Here is a 17,813-nt window from a genome sequence, read left to right as displayed (position 1 = left end):
CGCCGCCTGCACTCAGGCGCAGACCTCCGCCAGGCGACGGGCAATGTCGCCCAGCGCGCGAATCTCCACCGCGGCGCCAATCGCCGCCGCAGCCTTGGGCATACCGTACACCGCACAGCTGGCCTGGTCCTGGGCCAGCGTCAAATAGCCACGCTCGCGCATGCGTTTCAAGCCCTCGGCGCCATCCCGGCCCATGCCGGTGAGCAGCACGCCGACGGCCTCGCCGGCCCAGTACTCCACCACGCTGTCGAAGAACACGTCGATGGAGGGCCGGTAGATATGACTGCTGGGCTCGGCGGTATAGGCCAGTTCACCGCCCTTGAGCAGGCGGATGTGGTGGTTGGTGCCGGCCAGCAGCACGCAGCCGGGCTGCGGCGGCTCGCCGTTGCGGGCCAGGCGCACGGGAATCTTTGATTGGGTGGAGAGCCATTCGGCCATGCCGGCGGCAAACACTTCGTCGACGTGCTGCACCACCACGATGGCCGCGGGGAAATCCGCCGGCAGGCGTGCGAACAGGTCGGCCAGCGCCGCCGGGCCGCCAGCCGAGGAGCCGATGGCGACCAGCTTGCGCGCGCCGCTGCCCTTGCGCGTGGGCGCCACGCTGGAGGCCGGGCGGGTATCGCGCGGGGCGGTGAGCCAGGCCAGGTTCTGCAGCTTGCGCAGCAGCGGGCGGGCCGCCTCGGCTGGGTCGCCGGTGCCCATGGCCGGGGTGTTCACCGCGTCCACGGCGCCGTTGCCCATGGCGTCGAAGACCCGGCTCATGTTCTGTTCCAGGTCGACGGTGACGATGATGATCGCGCAGGGACTCTGGGCCATGATCTGCCGCGTCGCCTCGACGCCGTCCATCACCGGCATCAGCAGGTCCATCAGCACCACGTCGGGCTTCTGCGCGGCGCACATCTCCAGCGCCTCGGCACCGTTGGCGGCCACCCAGACAATGCGGTGCGCCGGCTCCAGGGCCAGCGCACGGCGCATGGCCTCGACCGCCAGGGGCATGTCGTTGACTATCCCTACCCTCACCCGTGTGCTCCTCCGATCAGGTCGACCACCGCGTCCAGCAGGGCCTCGTCATGGAAGCTGGCTTTGGCCAGATAATAGTCGGCACCGGCATCGAGCCCGCGCCGCCGGTCTTCTTCGCGGTCCTTGTAGGACACCACCATCACCGGCAGCGACTGCAGGCGGGTGTCGCGACGGATCAGGGTGACCAGCTCGATACCGTCCATGCGCGGCATGTCGATGTCGGTGATCACCAGGTCGAAGTGTTCCGAGCGCAGGGCGTTCCAGCCGTCCATGCCATCCACCGCGACGGCGACGTCGTAACCGCGCCCCAGCAGCAGCTTTCGCTCCAGCTCGCGCACGGTGAGCGAGTCGTCCACCACCAGCACGCGCTTGCGCGACGGCCCGGAGAGCCGCCCGGTAGGGTCGATGCGCTCCAGACGGCCAGTGGCCAACAGCTTCTCCACCGAGCGCAGCATGTCCTCGACATCAAGGATCAGCACCGGCGTACCGTCGTCCAGCAAGGCGCCGGCGGAAACGTCCTGCACCTTGCCCAGGCGGGCGTCCAGCGGCACCACCACCAGGGTGCGCTCGCCGATGAACTTCTCCACCGCCACGCCGTAGGCGTTCTCCCGTTCGCGGATTACCACCACCGGGATCTCGTCCGGCGCGGCCTCGCCATCGGGGCGCTGCAGCAGCTGGCTGGCGGACACCAAGCCTACGTGACGGCCCTCGTGCCAGAACTGCTGGCGGCCTTCGAGCTGGACGATCTCGTCCGGCGCCAGCCGGCGCATGCGTTCGATGTGCGCCAGCGGGAAGGCGTAGGCCTCACCACCGATGCTGACCACCAGGCTGCGTACCACCGACAGCGTCAGCGGCACTTCCAGGTGGAAGCGTGCGCCCTGCCCCGCCACCTGCTCCATACGGATGCCGCCACGCAGCTGGCGCACCATGTGCTGCACGGCGTCCAGGCCGACGCCGCGACCGGAGACCTCGGTGACCTGCTCGCGCATGCTGAAGCCGGGCAGGAAGAGGAAGCTCAGCAGCTCCTCCTCGCTCAGCCGGCCGATGGTTTCCTCTGTGGATAACTGCCGACGCAGGATCGCCGTGCGCAGCCGATCCAGATCGACACCACCGCCGTCGTCCTGCAGCTCCAGCACCAGCATGCCGGCATGATGGCGGGCCAGCAGCTGAATGCTGCCCTCCTCCGGTTTGCCAGCGCGGGCGCGCACCTCGGCGGACTCGATGCCGTGGTCGACGGCATTGCGCAGCAAATGCGTGAGCGGCGCTTCGAGCTTTTCCAGCACGTCGCGGTCGACCTGGGTACTGGCGCCGTCGACGTCCAGTCGTACCGACTTACCCAGCGAGCGGCCGAGGTCACGGACCATCCGCGCCTGCCCGGCAAGCACGTCGGCGAATGGCCGCATGCGACACGACAGCGCGGTGTCGTAGAGCGACTGAGCGCGCTGGCCGGCCTTGAAACTGAAATCGTCCAGCTCGGCGATCTGTTCGCTGAGCAGTTGCTGGCACTCGCCCACCAGCCTGCGCGCATCGGCCAGATAGGCTTGCGCCTCGGCATCGAGGTTGGCGCTGCTGGCCGCGTCGCGGGCGCCGTCGAGCACCCGGCTGGCGCTGGCCTGGACGCGCTTGAGGCGTTGCAGCGAGTCCAGCAGCGGCTTCAGGCGCTGGGACTCCACCAGCGACTTGCTGGAGTAATCCAGCAGTTGGTTGAGGCGGTCGGCAGTGACGCGCAGCACGCGCTCGCCACCTTCATCGCGGTCGCTGGCGCGGCGCCGGCGGGCCGGTTCCTGGGCCGCTGCGGGCTCCTGCGCCAGCGGTGCCGGAGCTGCCGGCTCGGCGACTGGAGGTGAAACCGGAGCGCTGGGTGCGGGCGCTGTGGCACGTGCCGGCGCCTGGCCGGAAACCAGCGCCTGCAGGCGCTCGACCATCGCCGGCACGCCCTGCTGCGCCTGCTCGGCGCGCTCGGGTTCGATGGCGGCGATGTGCAGCAGGATATCGGTACCGGCGAGCAGTGCGTCGATGTGGCCAGGCGTCAGCAGCAAACGCCCTTCCTGGGCACCGACCAGGCAATCCTCCATCACGTGGGCAACCTGCACACCGGCATCCAGGCCGACGATGCGCGCCGCGCCCTTGAGCGAGTGCGCCGCGCGCATGCAGGCTTCCAGCTGGTCGGCCTGGCTCGGGTTGCGCTCCAGCGCCATCAGGCCCTGCACCAGCACCTGCGTCTGGGCTTCCGCCTCCAGGCGGAACAGCTCCAGCATCGACGCGTCCTTCATCTGGTCCGGGGTCATGCCAGGCTCCGGGTGGCGGCGTCGAGCAGGGCGTCCTGGTCGAGCAGGCGAATGCTGCGCTGGCGCCACTGCATCACGCCACGGGTATAGCGGTCGTTGGCCGCATGGCTCTGGTTCGAGGCAGCGACCACGGCCTTCTCGTCCAGCTCATGGATGCCGTCCACCTCGTCCACCGGCGAGATGATCGGCCCGCCGGTCGCAGCGAGGATCAGCATGCGCGGCACGATGCGCGCGTCATCACGGGCGGCCGTGCGGCTGTCGAGACCGAGCAGTTCACCCAGGGAGATGCACGCCACCAGGGTGCCGCGCACGTTGGCCACGCCCAGCAGCGCTGGCGAGCGCTGGTGCGGCAGCGAATGCACCACGCAGGCCGGCGCCACCTCGGCCAGGGCGCGGGTGGACAGGCCCAGCCATTCCTCACCGAGGCGGAAGATCAGGTGCGGGCGGCCTTCCTCGACCGCAGCTTCAACGCTGCGGGAGGCAAGCGTCTCTTCCCCTTCACCGCTGAGCGCGTAGCGATCCAGCAGGCTGATGGCCGCCGCCGCATGCACCGGGCAGTTGCGGCAGTGGATATGTTCTTCGAGCTTCGGGCAGCTGCGGTCGCCGCGCACACCGATGCGGTTCCAGCAATCATCCACGGCCGGCATGCCGCTCTCGGCGAGTACCGAGCCGAACGGCAGGCTGTGTTCAACCATTGCGCTTTACTCCTCGCGCAGCGCGTTCCTGCAGGCGCCGGGCGCCCGCGACATCGCCCTGGGCGGCGAGCAGCGCGGCCAGGTGCAGCAGGCTTTCCTGATGATCGGGTTGCAAGTACAGGGCCTTGCGGTAGAAGCCCTGGGCCTCCGCCGCCTGCCCCTGGGCATCGGCCAGCAGGCCAAGCCAGTAGAAAGCCTCGGCGTTCGGCCCCTGCTGCGCCAGCAGCGCCTCGCAGCGCTGACGCGCGGCGTCCGCCTGGCCGGAGTTGGCCAGCAGGGCGATCTCCGCCAGCTCGTTGCGCGGCGGCGCGGCAACCGGCGCTTCGGCCTTGGCCACCAGGCGCGGGCGCAGCGGCACCGGCGCCGGCTTGGGTACGGCCGGGCGCGGGATTGGTGCGGGAGCCGTCYAGTTCAACGGCTCCGGGCGCGTCAGCGGCTCAGTACCGGTCAGCGGGAAGGCAAAGGACTGCGGCACACCCAGCGGCCGCAGCCCCACGCGGGACATCAGGCTGGCTTCGGCCGGGCCGATGAACAGCACGCCGTCGGGGCGCGCCAGGCGGCGCAGCACTTCGACCACCTGCTCCTGGGTCGGGCGATCGAAATAGATCAGCAGGTTGCGGCAGAACACGTAATCGTAGGGCGCCTCGCCGGCCAACAGGCCTGGCGCCAGCAGGTTGCCGGTGCGGAAGCCGACCTTGCGGCGCACCGCTTCGGCGAGCAGGTAATCGTTGTCCGCCCCGGTGAAGTAGCGGTCACGGAAAGTCAGGTTCGAACCACGGAACGAATTGCGCCCGTAGTGCCCGGCCGCGGCGCGCTCCAGCACGGCGCGGCTGACGTCCAGCGCGTCGACCTGGAAGGCCGAAGGCGCCAGCCCGGCATCGAGCAGGGCCATGACGATGGAGTACGGTTCCTCGCCGGTGGAGCACGGCAGGCTGAGCACGCGCAGCGGGCGGGCGCCGGCCAGTTCCAGCACGCGGCGAGTGGCCAGGTCAGCCAGTGCGCCGAAGGATTCCGGGTAGCGGAAGAACCAGGTCTCGGGGACGATCACCGCCTCGATCAGCGCCTGCACCTCTTCCGCCGAGCCCTGCAGTCGCTGCCAGTACTGCTCGGCATTGCCGCCGCTGACCTTGCTGCAGCGCTGACGCACCGCGCGCTCGATCACCGCGTCGCCGACCGACTCGGCATCCAGGCCGATGCGCTCCTTGAGCAGTTGGGCGAAGCGCGGATCGTTCATGCTGGCTCGCTCCCGCCCGGCAGCAGGCGCGCACGGACTTCGTCGCTGAGCAACTGGTCGACGCCGATTCGCTGCAGCAGGCCCTGCTCGTCCTCCAGCACCGGGCCGAGGTAGCGAGCACTGCCGTTGTCCAGCTCGTAGTCGCGGAAGGCTGCCGGATCACGGCGCAGGGTGTGGGTGGCCTGTTCGAGGATCAGCCCGAGGCGCTGCTCGGGAGCGTTTTCCCCGCTGCGATAACGCGCCAGCACCAGCCGTGTGCTGGTGCGTCGCGGTGCAGCGTGGCCGAAGGCGAGCTGGCTGAGGTCGAGCACCGGCAGCAGTTCACCGCGGTGCGGGAACAGCCCGGCGACCCAGGCCGGCGCTTCCGGCACACGCTTGAGCGCGGGCAGCGGCAGCACCTCGATGACGTCGTGGACGTCCAGCGCATAGCGGTCCGCACCGAGGCGGAACTGCAGGTACAGCCTGCCCGCCGCGGCGGCGTCAGACCTTGAAGCGCGAGACGCCATTGCGCAGTCCGTTGGCCACGAGGTTCAGCTCGTCGATGGCGAAGCTGGCCTGGCGCAGGGATTCCACGGTCTGCCCGGTGGCCTCGCCGAGCTGCACCAGCGCCTGGTTGATCTGCTCGGCGCCGGTGGCCTGGGCCTGCATGCCTTCGTTGACCATCTGCACGCGCGGCGCCAGCGCCTGCACCTGCTGGATGATCTGCGAGAGCTGCTCGCCGACCTGGCCGACCTCGGAGATGCCGCGGCGCACTTCTTCGGAGAACTTGTCCATGCCCATCACCCCGGCGGACACGGCGGACTGGATCTCGCGGACCATCTGCTCGATGTCGTAGGTGGCCACGGCGGTCTGGTCGGCCAGGCGGCGCACCTCGGTGGCGACCACGGCGAAACCGCGGCCGTATTCGCCGGCCTTCTCCGCCTCGATGGCGGCGTTGAGCGAGAGCAGGTTGGTCTGGTCGGCCACCTTGACGATGGTGGTGACCACCTGGTTGATGTTGCCGGCGCGCTCGTTGAGGATCGCCAGCTTGGCGTTGACCAGCTCGGCGGCGCCCATCACGTGGTGCATGGTCTCTTCCATGCGCGCCAGGCCCAGCTGGCCGGAGCCGGCCAGGGTGGAAGTCTGCTCGGCGGCCGAGGACACCTCGGTCATGGTGCGCACCAGGTCACGGGAGGTGGCGGCGATTTCCCGCGAGGTGGCGCCGATCTCGGTGGTGGTGGCGGCGGTTTCGGTGGCGGTGGCCTGCTGCTGCTTGGAGGTGGCAGCGATCTCGGTCACCGAAGTAGTGACCTGGATGGCCGAGCGCTGCGCCTGCGAAACCAGGCCCTTGAGCTCTTCGGCCATGCCGTTGAAGCCGGTCTCGATCACCGCGAACTCGTCGTTGCGCTCCATCGCCAGGCGCGTGGTGAAGTCGCCACCGCCCATGACCTGCAGGCCTTTCACCACCTGGCGCACCGGCTCGGTGATGGCGCGCATAAGCAGCAGCCCACACACCGCCGCGGCGACGACGGCCAGCAGCAGAGAGATGAGCATGATCGCCTTGGCCGTGGAGACCTCGTTGACGATGTTCTCGGCCGCCGCGTCGGCGATTTCCTTGTTCAGGGTGATCAGTTGCGTCAGCGTCTTGCGGCCGTCTTCCCACATAGGTTCGAGGCGATCCAGCAGCAGCTTGCGCGCGCTTTCACGGTCGGTGGTGTAGAGCTGCAGCACTTCGGCGAGCTGGGTGTCGTACTCGTTCACCTGCTGCTTGAAGTGGTTGAGCATCTCCGTGTCGCGCGGGTCGCGCACGGTGCGCTCGTACTGGGTCAGGCGCTCGATCAGCACGTCATGGTTGGCACGGAATTCCTGGCGATGCTTCTCGTCCAGCGCCTGGCCGTTGGAGAGGCCGACCAGCACCTGGGTCAGCAGGATGCTGTCGGTCCAGGTCGAACGCACCTGGGTCAGGGCGTAGGTGCCGGGCATGGCGTCTTCGTTGACGCGCTTGGTGCTGGCCTCGACGCGCAGCAGGCGAGTGTAGGAAATCACCACCATCAGCAGCATGATCGCGATGACAACGGCAAAGCTGGCCAGGATGCGTTGGCGTAGAGTCCAGTTCTTCACTGCTTTCCCCAGAAGATTGGTGGCGTGCCGACGGATGAGGTATTCCGGCGCAAGTCGCTCCGAAAGTAAATTCCTACTAAATCATCAGCAAGATAGGACATATAGTATCCGCAGACACTGGATGCTTATCTCTTTATTCCGAATTTTTAGCACGCCGGTCCCTCTCATTCTGTCCGCCCATTGATCACCTATCCCGCCTCCTGATGCTCAGCCTCGCCCTGGCCGCCCATTTCGGCCTGTTTCTCGCCGCTTTCGTGGCCGCCACGCTGCTGCCGGCACAATCCGAGGCCGTGCTGGTCGGCCTGCTGCTGGGCGGCCAGTACCCGCTGTGGTCGCTGCTGTTGGCAGCGAGCCTGGGCAATGTCCTCGGCTCTCTGGTGAACTGGCTGCTGGGCCGCGGCATAGAGCGCTGGCGCGGGCGACGCTGGTTCCCGGTCAGTGATGCGGCGCTGGAGAAGGCCCAGCGGCATTACCAGCGTTTCGGCTGCTGGTCGCTGCTGCTGAGCTGGGCGCCGATCATCGGTGACCCGCTGACGCTGATCGCCGGGGTCATGCGCGAACCGCTCTGGCGCTTCCTGCTGCTGGTGACCCTGGCCAAGGTCGGCCGCTACGCCGTGCTGGCCTGGCTCACGCTCGTCTGAATCCTCCCGCCTCCAAAAGCGGACAGTTTTTTCGTCTGCTAGTCCTGTTTTGCCACTGCTGCAAAAAAATGGCGCCAAGTAATATCACGGCGCCATCACTGTGCATGGCAGGGCCCACGGGCCTCAACACTGGATGAAGAAAGGGAATTCCACGATGTTCAGAAGCATGAGTATTGGCCGCCGCGCGTCCCTGGGTTTTGCCGTCATGGGCCTGCTGCTGGTGTTCCTCGGTGTGTTCTCGCTGTACAAGCTCTCGACCCTGCGCGCCGCCTCGGAAGAGATCGACAGCAACTGGCTGCTGAGCATCAACCACATGAACCAGCTGTCGGGCGACATCGCACGCATCCGCCTGGAATCCATGCGCCTGCTGGTCAACCACGACAGTGTGGCGCGCCAGCGCAGCCTGGACCTGATCACCGAGGCACGGCAGGACAAGGACAAAGTGCTCGCCGACTACCGCCGGCTGATCCTCAGCGCCGAGGAACAGCAGCGCACCGATGAGCTGAAGCAATCGCTGGACGGCTACCTCGGCTTCGTCGACCAACTGGTGGACAAGGTCCGGCAGAACGACGACGAAGGCGCGCTGCACATCCTCAACGGCAACATCACCCAGCAGGGCGCCGAGCTGAACAAGCGCCTCACCGCACTGATCGACCTCAACCGCAACGGCGCCGCCGCTGCCGCCGACCGTGCTGTGGAGCAGTTCCAGAGCGGCCGGCTGGTAGTCAGCGCGATCCTAGTACTCAGCGTCGGCCTCACCCTGCTGCTGGCCTGGCTGCTCACCCGCAGCATCGTCGTGCCGATCACCCAGGCAGTGCGCGTGGCCCAGACCATCGCCCGCGGCGACCTCAGCCAGCGCTTCAGCGTCGAAGGCCGTGACGAGCCGGCGCAGTTGCTCAACGCCCTGGCGGACATGCAGAACAGCCTGCGCGAGACCATCCGCGGCATCGGCAATTCCGCCAGCCAACTGGCCTCGGCATCCGAGGAAATGCACAGCGTGATGGAAGAAAGCAGTCGCGCGCTGCAGCAGCAGAGCGACCAGATCGAGATGGCCGCCACCGCCGTCAACCAGATGACCAGCGCGGTGGAAGAAGTGGCCAGCAATGCCGCCTCGACCTCCGCCGCCTCCCGCGAGGCCATCGACGCCGCGCGCAGCGGCAGCGAACGGGTCGACGAGACCTCCAGCGCCATCGGCACCCTGGCCGGCGAAGTCGGCGCCGCCTCGCAGCAGGCGGAAACCCTGGCCAACCAGGCGCAGGACATCGGCAAGGTGCTGGAGGTGATCCGCAACGTCGCCGAACAGACCAACCTGCTGGCGCTCAACGCCGCCATCGAAGCCGCCCGCGCTGGCGAGGCCGGGCGCGGCTTCGCGGTGGTTGCCGACGAGGTGCGTTCGCTCGCGCAGCGCACACAAAATTCGACCCGTGAGATCGAGGAGCTGGTCTCGGCGATCCAGACCGGCAGCGACCGCACTGTCGCCGCCCTGCTCAGCAGCACCGCCCACGCCGAGCGTACCGTCGGCCGCACCGGCGAGGCCGGCGCCTCGCTGCAGGTGATCCTGGAACGCATGTCGCTGATCAACGAACGCAACCTGGTGATCGCCAGCGCCACCGAGGAACAGGCCCAGGTCGCCCGCGAAGTGGACCGCAACCTGCTGAACATCCGCGACCTGGCGACCCAGACCTCGGCCGGCGCCACCCAGACCAGCGCCGCCAGCCAGGAGCTGTCGCGCCTGGCGGTTGACCTGAACGGCATGGTGGCGCGCTTCGTGGTCTGACGGCCTACTCCCGTTTCGCTTATGCACTGGCGAAACGGGAGCTGGTGGCAGGGAATTTTTCAGGCAAATTCCTATCCAATGGCCATCATGGAACGCCACAGGGTGGATAGATGAAACTGTTGAAATTGTCGGCCGTGCTGGCCGCTGCTGCACTGCTCAGCGCCTGCGGCGGCAACCAGGCCAAGGTCTGCGGCTCGGATGACGTGAAGAACCAACTGGTGAAGGTCTTCCTCGCCGGAGCGCTCTCCGCCCAGTCCGACGCCCTGAGCAAGGCCGAACTGAAGGACGTGGCGATCCTCGACAAGGACCCGGACAGCGGCGTGCTGGAATGTGTCGGCACCCTGACCGTGCCGGTAGTCGGCCAGGTCGCCTCGGGCACCCTGAAATACCAGATCGCCCCGGCGGCCAAGTCCGAGCACGACTATCTGCTGCTGCTCGCCGACGGCCCGCTGGCGAACGCCTTCGCCAAGCGCATCCAGGGGATGATCCCGCAGCAGTGAGGGTTATCCACAGGCAATGAAAAACCGGCCCGTGTGGCCGGTTTTTTATTGGGTTCGGAACCCGATAGCAGGAGCGAGCTTGCCCGCGAACCGCTTCCTGCCGCGCTCCCTGTCGAGCGCTAACGCAGGATGCATACCGCTGCCTTCCCCTTAGCTCCTGAGGGAGAGGGGGCAGCCCGTGCCGGCTGACGCCACGGTACAGCCTGTGCCGAACGGTCCCCTCTCCCGCTTGAGGAGCGGGGCGCGCAGCCAGGGTCAGGGTGAGGGGCCGTTGATCTCGCGGAAGTGCCTATCGATGAAAAAGGCCCGCACTCTCAAACCCTTGCCTCCATCAGGTCCTGAACCGCGACACCAGCCGGTTCAGCTCATCCGACAGCCCGCCCAGGGTCTGCGCATCGCCCCGCGTGGCATCTGCCAGGCCGGCGACTTCCTGGGCGTCGCGGTGGATCTGGCTGATGTGCCGGTTGATCTCCTCGGCCACCTGGTGCTGTTCCTCGGCGGCGGTGGCGATCTGGGCGTTCATGTCGCGGATCACGTCCACCGATTCGCGGATCGCCCCGAAGCACGCGCGCGCCTCGCGAATCGACCCCACGGTGCGCTGCGACGCCTCCAGGCTCGACTGCATCTGCCGCCCGGTGTCGTGGGTGCGGCGCGCCAGGGTGCCGAGCAGGTTGTCGATCTCCCCGGTGGATTCCGCCGTGCGCCGCGCCAACGCGCGCACCTCGTCGGCCACCACGGCGAAACCGCGGCCCTGATCACCGGCGCGCGCCGCCTCGATGGCCGCGTTGAGCGCCAGCAGGTTGGTCTGCTCGGCGATGGAGCGGATGGTGCCGAGGATCGACTGGATATCGTTGCTGTCCTGCTCCAGCTGGCGCATCGCATCAGCGGAGTGGGCGATCTCGTCGCTCAGGCGGCCGACGCTGTCCACCGCCTCGTCAATCTGCTGCTGGCCATCGTGGGCCTGGCGCTGGCCGCTGTCGGCGGAGTCCGCCGCCTGGCTGCAGGAGCGCGCCACCTCGTTGGCGGTCATCACCATCTCGTTGAACGCGGTGGAGACCATGTCCACCGCCTCACGCTGGCGCGCCGCGGTATCGGCCAGCGCCTGGGAGGTCTCGCGGCTGCTGCCGGAACTCTGGTGGATGCTGCCGGCCGCAGTGCCGATGCTCTGCACCAGCGCGCGGATGGCATCGAGGAACTGATTGAACCAGCCGGCCAGCTGCGCCGTTTCATCGCGGCCACGGACGGCAAGACGACCAGTGAGGTCGCCGTCGCCCTGGGCGATGCCTTCCAGCCCCGCCGCCACCGCACGCACCGGGCGCACCACCAGGCCGGCGAACAGGGAGCCGAGGCCGGCGAAGGCCAGCGCGATGATCACCGCCACCAGGGCGATACCCCAGGTCAGGCGAGTCGCCGAGCTCATCACTTCACTTTCCTTGATCAGGCCGACGAAGCGCCAGCCGAGGGTCTCCGAGGGCCAGACGTTGGCGAGGTAGGGTTCGCCGCCGATGCTGACTTCCACCAGCCCCTTCTGCGCACTGGCCAGGCGCTGGAAGTCGCCGCCCAGCTCGCCCAGCTGCTTGAAGTTGTTCTCCGGGTTGTGCGGGTCGACCAGGATGGTGCCATCGCCCTCCATCAGCATCAGGTAGCCGGACTCGCCCAGGCGGATACCCTTGACGATGTCGGTCAGGCGCTTGAGCGAGACGTCGATGTTGACCACCCCGCCCTGCGGGCCGAACTGGTTGGCAAAGGTGCGCACGCTGCTCACCAGCACCACCTTGTCCGCCGCCCAGTAGTAGGCCTTGGTGCGCAGGGTCTTGCCCGGCTGGGCCATGGCCGCCTGGTACCAGGGGCGGGTGCGCGGGTCGTAGCTGGCCAGCTGGGCGTCGCCCGGCCAGAAGCTGTAGCCGCCCTCGCGGGTGCCGAGGGACACGTAGGCGTAGTCCGGGTGGCTCTGCGCCAGGCCGGTGAAGAGGTCGAGCACGCGCTTGTCCAGCTCCCCGGCCGGATGCTGCGCGGCGTCGGCGCCGAGGTACTGCTTGAGGCTGCCATCCACCGCCAGCAGCTGCGGATGGCTGGCGAGGTATTCGACGTTCTGGGTGATGCCGTCGAAGAAGATCTGCATGGCGTTCTCGACCTGGCGGATTTCGCGACCGCTACCGTCGATGAAACTGTCCCGCGCCTCGCCGCGCAGGTTGAGGATCACCAGAACGGCGACAAGAATCACAGGCAGGCTGGCAATGGTGGAAAAGGCGAGGATCAGTTTTTGTTTGAGGTTCATCCTTCGTACTCCCTTGGTCTGCTCCGGTCAGAAACGCCTTGCAGACATCCCATATTATGGTATACCAATATGCATCAGGTCCATCGTGTGGGCACCGCCGTTCATCCAGCCGCCGCACCTGACCACCCAAAGCAGTGATGCGTGCCTGCGCATCTCCCGCCGGCTGCCGCGCCGGAAACAAGAAAGGTTCGAGGTAAGCGATATGAAGTTTTCCCTGTTCGTGCACATGGAGCGCTACGACGACCAGCCCAGCCACCGCCAGCTGTTCGAAGAGCTCACCGAGCTGACGCTGATGGCCGAGGCCGGCGGGTTCTCCACCGTCTGGATCGGCGAGCACCACGCCATGGAGTACACCATCTCGCCGAGCCCGATGCCGCTGCTGGCCTACCTCGCCGCGCGCACCGAAACCATCCACCTGGGCGCCGGCACCATCATCGCGCCGTTCTGGCACCCCATCCGCGTGGCTGGCGAATGCGCCCTGCTCGATGTGATCAGCAACGGCCGCATGGAAGTGGGCCTGGCCCGTGGTGCCTACCAGTACGAGTTCGACCGCATGGCCAACGGCATGCCGGCCGGCGACGGCGGCAAGTACCTGCGCGAAATGGTCCCGGTGGTGAAGGCGCTGTGGCAGGGCGACGTCGCCCACGAAGGCGAAATCTGGAAGTTCCCCACCGCCACCTCCTCGCCGCGGCCGATCCAGAAGCCGACCCCGCCGATGTGGATCGCCGCCCGCGACCCGGATTCGCACAACTTCGCGGTGGCCAACGGCTGCAACGTGATGGTCACCCCGCTGATGAAGGGCGACGAGGAAGTCGTCGACCTGAAGAACAAGTTCGAAGCCGCCCTGGCCAACAACCCGGACGTGCCACGCCCGCAACTGATGGTGCTGCGCCACACCCACGTGCACACCGCCGACGACCCGGAAGGCTGGAAGGTCGGCGCCGAGGCCATCTCGCGCTTCTACCGCACCTTCGACGCCTGGTTCGGCAACAAGCAGACCCCGGTCAACGGCCTGCTGCCGCCCAGCCCCGAGGAGAAGTTCAAGGAGCGCCCGGAGTTCGAGCTGGAGAACATCCGCAAGAACACCATGATCGGCACCCCGGAAGAAATCATCGCGCGCATCCGCCACTACCAGGAACTGGGCGTGGACGAGTTCAGCTTCTGGGCCGACAACAGCCTGCCGTACGCCGAGAAGAAGAAGTCGCTGGAACTGTTCATCCAGCACGTGGTGCCGGCTTTCCGCTGATCGCCACTGCTGGCCACAAAGGGCGCCTTCGGGCGCCCTTTGTGTTTATGCAGCACCGGGCGGTGCCTGCGACAGTCGATTCCTCCACTGCGAGGATCGGCCATGAATCAATCCGCGGCCGGCCATGCGGCGCGCTCAGGACAGGCAGGGTTTCGCTTCACCACACCGCCCATTGCTCTGAGGCCGGCAAAGCTCCGACCGCAGGAACGTGCCATGCCCGCTCCCACAGGGAGCCGCTCAGTCAGCCCTCGAAACCCTCGACGATGACGATATCCGCCTTCGCCACGCCCTGGCGGTGGGCGCAGGCGTCCTGGTATTCCGCCGAGCGGTAGCAGGCCACGGCCTGCTCGTAAGAATCGAATTCGATCACCACGCTACGCTGGGGAGTGGGCCGGCCTTCCAGTGCCTCGGAACGGCCGCCGCGGGCGAGGAACTTGCCGCCGTACCTGGCGAACGCTGCCGGGGCGCGGCGGGTGTATTCGCCGTACTGCTCGGGATCGGTAATGTCGACGTGGGCGATCCAGTAAGCCTTCATGCTGACCTCTACTGTCAGGGTTTCCAGAGCGGGATGCTGTTTTGGACAATATAGGTATTATGGTATACCAGAATTTTCCTCCCATGATCCAGCCAGGTAACGCACCATGCCGTTCGACCGCATCGAAGACATCATCGAAGACTACCGCCAGGGCAAGATGGTGCTCCTGGTCGACGACGAAGACCGCGAGAACGAAGGCGACCTGCTGCTCGCCGCCGAGCGCTGCACGCCGGCCGCGATCAACTTCATGGCGCGCGAGGCGCGCGGGCTGATCTGCCTGACGCTGACCGACGAGCACTGCGCCCGCCTCGGTCTGGAGCAGATGGTGCCGGCCAACGGCAGCGCCTATTCCACCGCCTTCACCGTGTCCATCGAGGCAGCTACCGGCGTCTCCACCGGCATCTCCGCCGCCGACCGTTCGCACACCGTGCTCACCGCCGTGGCGGCGGACGCCCGCGCCGAGGACCTGGTGCAGCCGGGCCACATCTTCCCCCTGCGCGCCCGCGAAGGCGGCGTGCTCACCCGCGCCGGCCACACCGAGGCGGGCTGCGACCTCGCGCGCCTGGCCGGGCTGACCCCGGCCTCGGTGATCGTCGAGGTGATGAACGACGACGGCAGCATGGCCCGTCGCCCGGAGCTGGAAGCCTTCGCCAAGCGCCACGGCATACGCATCGGCACCATCGCCGACCTGATCCACTACCGCCTGAGCAACGAGCACACCGTCGCGCGCATCGGCGAGAGCGAGCTGCCCACCGTGCACGGCACCTTCCGCCTGGTCACCTACGAGGACCGCATCGAAGGCGGCGTGCACATGGCCATGGTCATGGGCGACATCAAGCGCGACGAGCCAACCCTGGTGCGCGTGCACGTGATCGACCCGCTGCGCGACCTGGTCGGCGCCGAGTACACCGGGCCGAAGAACTGGACGCTCTGGGCCGCCCTGCAGAAGGTCGCCGAAGTCGGCCAGGGCGTGGTCGTGGTGCTGGCCAACAACGAGTCGTCCCAGGCGCTGCTGGCCCGTGTGCCGCAGTTGACCCAGGCGCCGCGGCAGTTCACCCGCTCGCAGTCGCGCATCTATTCGGAAGTCGGTACCGGCGCGCAGATCCTGCAGGACATCGGCGTCGGCAAGATCCGCCACCTGGGTGCGCCGCTGAAGTACGCCGGCCTCACCGGCTACGACCTGGAAGTGGTCGAGACGCTGCCCTTCGAAGGCTGATCCGTTCGTCCGCTCGCCGTGCTGGCGTTTCGCCAGAAATTTTCAGCGCGGCGAGTGTGAGAAAAGATTTCCTTTTCAATCAATAACCTGAGCAACACGAGGAACGACGGGGTTTCCACCCAGGCTTCACCGCCACGATGGCCGGTGTCGCCGAGGACTTGCGGAAAGTTTGGAATACCATAATATGACATTCCGTAGGCCTTACATTTTCTGCCCGTCAGCGTGCCAACCGCCGCTGACCACAAGACGCTACGGCCACCTGCTCCAGACAGGCGATCCACGAAGACCGCCGTGAACAATCACAACAATGAGGGCAAGCAAGATGGTGTTTAAGAAACGTGCGATCGCGGTCCTGGCCGCTGCAGTACTGGGCGCAACCGGCACCGCTGCCTTCGGCGCCGACAGCCTCAGCTTCGTCAGCTGGGGTGGCACCACCCAGGATGCGCAGAAGCAGGCCTGGGCCGAACCCTTCACCCAGTCCACCGGCATCGCCGTGGTTCAGGACGGCCCCACCGACTACGGCAAGCTCAAGGCCATGGTGGAGAGCGGCAACGTCCAGTGGGACGTGGTCGACGTCGAGGCCGACTTCGCCCTGCGCGCCGCCGCCGAGGGCCTGCTGGAACCGCTGGACTTCAACACCATCAAGCGCGACCGCATCGATCCGCGCTTCGTCTCCGACCACGGCGTCGGCTCCTTCTACTTCTCCTTCGTGCTCGGCTACAACCAGGGCAAGGTCGGCGGCAAGCAGCCGCAGGACTGGTCGGCGCTGTTCGACACCGCCAACTACCCGGGCAAGCGCGCGCTGTACAAATGGCCGAGCCCCGGCGTGCTGGAACTGGCCCTGCTGGCCGACGGCGTCGCCAAGGACAAGCTCTACCCGCTGGACCTGGACCGCGCCTTCAAGAAGCTCGACACCATCAAGAAGGACATCGTCTGGTGGGGCGGCGGCGCGCAGTCGCAGCAACTGCTGGCCTCCGGCGAAGCGACCCTCGGCCAGTTCTGGAACGGCCGCATCTACGCCCTGCAACAGGACGGCGCTCCTGTCGGCGTGAGCTGGAAGCAGAACCTGGTCATGGCCGATTTCCTCGTGGTGCCCAAGGGCGCCAAGAACAAGGATGCGGCGATGAAGTTCCTGGCCAACTCCAGCAGCGCCAAGGGCCAGGCCGACTTCGCCAACCTGACCGCCTACGCCCCGGTGAACCTGGACAGCGTCAGCCAGCTCAAGGGCGACCTCGCGCCTAACCTGCCCACCGCCTACGCGCCGGAGCAGATCACCCTCGACTACGCCTACTGGGCGAAGAACGGCCCGGCGATCGCCGCACGGTGGAACGAATGGCTGGTCAAGTGAAAATGGCTGTGATGCAGCCGGGCCAGGCAACCGGAGGCGCATCCCGCGCCGCCGGCACGCCGGCCCCGAAGGCAGAACCCATGCGACAGGATGAAGTGCTCACCCACCGCTGGCGCGGTTTCCGCAACCTGCTGCCGGCGCTGCTGTTCCTCTCTCTGTTCTTCCTCGCGCCGCTGATTGGCCTGCTGCTGCGCGGCGTGCTGGAGCCGACGCCGGGCTTCGAGAACTACGCCCAGCTGTTCGCCAACTCGGCGTACTCGCGGGTGCTGTTCAACACCTTCGCGGTGGGCGCGCTGGTCACCGTGATCAGCCTGCTGCTGGGCTTCCCGCTGGCCTGGGCGATCACCCTGGTGCCGCGTGGCTGGGGCCGCATGCTGCTGAACATCGTGCTGCTGTCGATGTGGACCAGCCTGCTGGCGCGCACCTACTCCTGGCTGGTGCTGCTGCAGGCCTCGGGGGTGATCAACAAGACCCTGATGGCGCTGGGCATCATCGACCAGCCGCTGGAGATGGTGCACAACCTCACCGGCGTGGTGATCGGCATGAGCTACATCATGATTCCGTTCATCGTGCTGCCGTTACAGGCGACCATGGCCGCCATCGACCCGATGGTGCTGCAGGCCGGCTCGATCTGCGGCGCCAGCCCCTGGACCAACTTCTTCCGGGTGTTCATCCCGCTGTGCCGGCCGGGCCTGTTCTCCGGCGGCCTGATGGTCTTCGTCATGTCCCTGGGCTACTACGTCACCCCGGCTCTGCTGGGCGGGGCGCAGAACATGATGCTGCCGGAGTTCATCGTCCAGCAGGTGCAATCCTTCCTCAACTGGGGCCTGGCCAGCGCCGCCGCTGCGCTGCTGATCGCCATCACCCTGGTGCTGTTCTACCTCTACCTGAAGCTGCAGCCGGAATCCCCGGTAGCTTCCAGTAGCGCGAGGTAA

The 17,813-nt window shown here is 67.2% G+C and carries 15 protein-coding genes; 7 read left to right on the top strand and 8 right to left on the bottom strand.

Annotated elements, in window-relative coordinates; translation table 11 throughout:
• Window positions 1-12: 12 nt before the first annotated feature.
• From QO207_RS11050 to QO207_RS11025, 6 genes are read right to left on the bottom strand one after another with little or no spacing between them, the layout of a single operon-like run.
• Window positions 13-1,020, bottom strand: a complete 1,008-nt coding sequence (locus QO207_RS11050) for a chemotaxis response regulator protein-glutamate methylesterase (protein WP_301532465.1) — start codon at window positions 1,018-1,020, stop codon at window positions 13-15.
• Entirely contained in the window at window positions 1,017-3,308 is a 2,292-nt protein-coding gene (locus QO207_RS11045; RefSeq protein WP_301532464.1) for a hybrid sensor histidine kinase/response regulator, read from the bottom strand. The genes QO207_RS11050 and QO207_RS11045 overlap by 4 nt, the downstream gene beginning before the upstream one ends.
• Window positions 3,305-4,003 carry a chemotaxis protein CheW gene (locus tag QO207_RS11040; RefSeq protein ID WP_301532463.1) on the bottom strand — a complete coding sequence of 233 codons (699 nt, stop codon included), beginning with the start codon at window positions 4,001-4,003 and terminating at the stop codon, window positions 3,305-3,307. The genes QO207_RS11045 and QO207_RS11040 overlap by 4 nt, the downstream gene beginning before the upstream one ends.
• A complete protein-coding gene (locus tag QO207_RS11035) occupies window positions 3,996-5,237 on the bottom strand; it encodes a protein-glutamate O-methyltransferase CheR (protein ID WP_301532462.1) in 1,242 nt (413 codons plus the stop codon). The genes QO207_RS11040 and QO207_RS11035 overlap by 8 nt, the downstream gene beginning before the upstream one ends.
• Window positions 5,234-5,743 carry a chemotaxis protein CheW gene (locus QO207_RS11030; protein WP_301532461.1) on the bottom strand — a complete coding sequence of 170 codons (510 nt, stop codon included), beginning with the start codon at window positions 5,741-5,743 and terminating at the stop codon, window positions 5,234-5,236. The genes QO207_RS11035 and QO207_RS11030 overlap by 4 nt, the downstream gene beginning before the upstream one ends.
• Window positions 5,718-7,337 (bottom strand): methyl-accepting chemotaxis protein, encoded by a 1,620-nt coding sequence (locus QO207_RS11025; RefSeq protein WP_301532460.1) that lies wholly within the window; start codon window positions 7,335-7,337, stop codon window positions 5,718-5,720. The genes QO207_RS11030 and QO207_RS11025 overlap by 26 nt, the downstream gene beginning before the upstream one ends.
• A gap of 203 nt (window positions 7,338-7,540) precedes the next feature.
• Between QO207_RS11025 and QO207_RS11020 the strand changes: the two genes are divergently transcribed.
• From QO207_RS11020 to QO207_RS11010, 3 genes are all read left to right on the top strand, one after another.
• Window positions 7,541-7,978: a YqaA family protein gene (locus tag QO207_RS11020; protein WP_301532459.1), complete on the top strand. Its 438-nt coding sequence runs from the start codon at window positions 7,541-7,543 to the stop codon at window positions 7,976-7,978.
• Window positions 7,979-8,132: 154 nt separating this feature from the next.
• Entirely contained in the window at window positions 8,133-9,755 is a 1,623-nt protein-coding gene (locus tag QO207_RS11015) for a methyl-accepting chemotaxis protein (RefSeq protein ID WP_301532458.1), read from the top strand.
• 110 nt (window positions 9,756-9,865) lie between these two features.
• The gene (locus QO207_RS11010; protein WP_301532457.1) at window positions 9,866-10,255 is read left to right on the top strand and encodes a hypothetical protein; all 390 of its coding nucleotides are present in this window, start codon (window positions 9,866-9,868) and stop codon (window positions 10,253-10,255) included.
• A 331-nt stretch (window positions 10,256-10,586) separates the two neighbouring features.
• On the opposite strand, the gene QO207_RS11005 is transcribed toward QO207_RS11010, so the two are convergent.
• Complete coding sequence (locus tag QO207_RS11005) at window positions 10,587-12,533, bottom strand: methyl-accepting chemotaxis protein (RefSeq protein ID WP_301532456.1); 1,947 nt, start codon at window positions 12,531-12,533, stop codon at window positions 10,587-10,589.
• A 202-nt stretch (window positions 12,534-12,735) separates the two neighbouring features.
• On the opposite strand from QO207_RS11005, the gene QO207_RS11000 reads away from it, so the two are divergent.
• Window positions 12,736-13,779, top strand: coding sequence for an LLM class flavin-dependent oxidoreductase (locus tag QO207_RS11000; RefSeq protein ID WP_301532455.1), 1,044 nt, complete (start codon window positions 12,736-12,738; stop codon window positions 13,777-13,779).
• Window positions 13,780-14,020: 241 nt separating this feature from the next.
• Here the strand turns inward: QO207_RS11000 and QO207_RS10995 are convergent, their stop codons facing one another.
• A complete protein-coding gene (locus QO207_RS10995) occupies window positions 14,021-14,314 on the bottom strand; it encodes a DUF1330 domain-containing protein (RefSeq protein WP_301532454.1) in 294 nt (97 codons plus the stop codon).
• A 106-nt stretch (window positions 14,315-14,420) separates the two neighbouring features.
• Between QO207_RS10995 and ribBA the strand changes: the two genes are divergently transcribed.
• The 3 genes from ribBA (at window position 14,421) to QO207_RS10980 (ending at window position 17,813) form a co-directional block, all read left to right on the top strand.
• The gene (gene ribBA, locus QO207_RS10990) at window positions 14,421-15,530 is read left to right on the top strand and encodes a bifunctional 3,4-dihydroxy-2-butanone-4-phosphate synthase/GTP cyclohydrolase II (protein WP_301532453.1); all 1,110 of its coding nucleotides are present in this window, start codon (window positions 14,421-14,423) and stop codon (window positions 15,528-15,530) included.
• Between the two features lie 322 nt (window positions 15,531-15,852).
• Complete coding sequence (locus tag QO207_RS10985) at window positions 15,853-16,878, top strand: polyamine ABC transporter substrate-binding protein (RefSeq protein ID WP_301532452.1); 1,026 nt, start codon at window positions 15,853-15,855, stop codon at window positions 16,876-16,878.
• Window positions 16,863-17,813 carry an ABC transporter permease gene (locus QO207_RS10980; protein ID WP_301532451.1) on the top strand — a complete coding sequence of 317 codons (951 nt, stop codon included), beginning with the start codon at window positions 16,863-16,865 and terminating at the stop codon, window positions 17,811-17,813. The genes QO207_RS10985 and QO207_RS10980 overlap by 16 nt, the downstream gene beginning before the upstream one ends.

Origin of the sequence: Pseudomonas sp. CAN1 (assembly GCF_030462585.1) — a bacterium.
GTDB lineage: Bacteria > Pseudomonadota > Gammaproteobacteria > Pseudomonadales > Pseudomonadaceae > Pseudomonas.
Note: the sequence above shows the minus strand (reverse complement) of the source record. Positions and strands in the feature narration are given on the sequence as shown.

Coding starts and splice junctions, on each gene's coding strand:
- QO207_RS11045 (WP_301532464.1), bottom strand. CDS start 3,308: ATGACCCCGGACCAGATGAAGGACGCGTCGATGCTGGAGCTGTTCCGC.
- QO207_RS11040 (WP_301532463.1), bottom strand. CDS start 4,003: ATGGTTGAACACAGCCTGCCGTTCGGCTCGGTACTCGCCGAGAGCGGC.
- QO207_RS11030 (WP_301532461.1), bottom strand. CDS start 5,743: ATGGCGTCTCGCGCTTCAAGGTCTGACGCCGCCGCGGCGGGCAGGCTG.
- QO207_RS11020 (WP_301532459.1), top strand. CDS start 7,541: ATGCTCAGCCTCGCCCTGGCCGCCCATTTCGGCCTGTTTCTCGCCGCT.
- QO207_RS11015 (WP_301532458.1), top strand. CDS start 8,133: ATGTTCAGAAGCATGAGTATTGGCCGCCGCGCGTCCCTGGGTTTTGCC.
- QO207_RS11010 (WP_301532457.1), top strand. CDS start 9,866: ATGAAACTGTTGAAATTGTCGGCCGTGCTGGCCGCTGCTGCACTGCTC.
- QO207_RS11005 (WP_301532456.1), bottom strand. CDS start 12,533: ATGAACCTCAAACAAAAACTGATCCTCGCCTTTTCCACCATTGCCAGC.
- QO207_RS11000 (WP_301532455.1), top strand. CDS start 12,736: ATGAAGTTTTCCCTGTTCGTGCACATGGAGCGCTACGACGACCAGCCC.
- QO207_RS10995 (WP_301532454.1), bottom strand. CDS start 14,314: ATGAAGGCTTACTGGATCGCCCACGTCGACATTACCGATCCCGAGCAG.
- ribBA (WP_301532453.1), top strand. CDS start 14,421: ATGCCGTTCGACCGCATCGAAGACATCATCGAAGACTACCGCCAGGGC.
- QO207_RS10985 (WP_301532452.1), top strand. CDS start 15,853: ATGGTGTTTAAGAAACGTGCGATCGCGGTCCTGGCCGCTGCAGTACTG.
- QO207_RS10980 (WP_301532451.1), top strand. CDS start 16,863: ATGGCTGGTCAAGTGAAAATGGCTGTGATGCAGCCGGGCCAGGCAACC.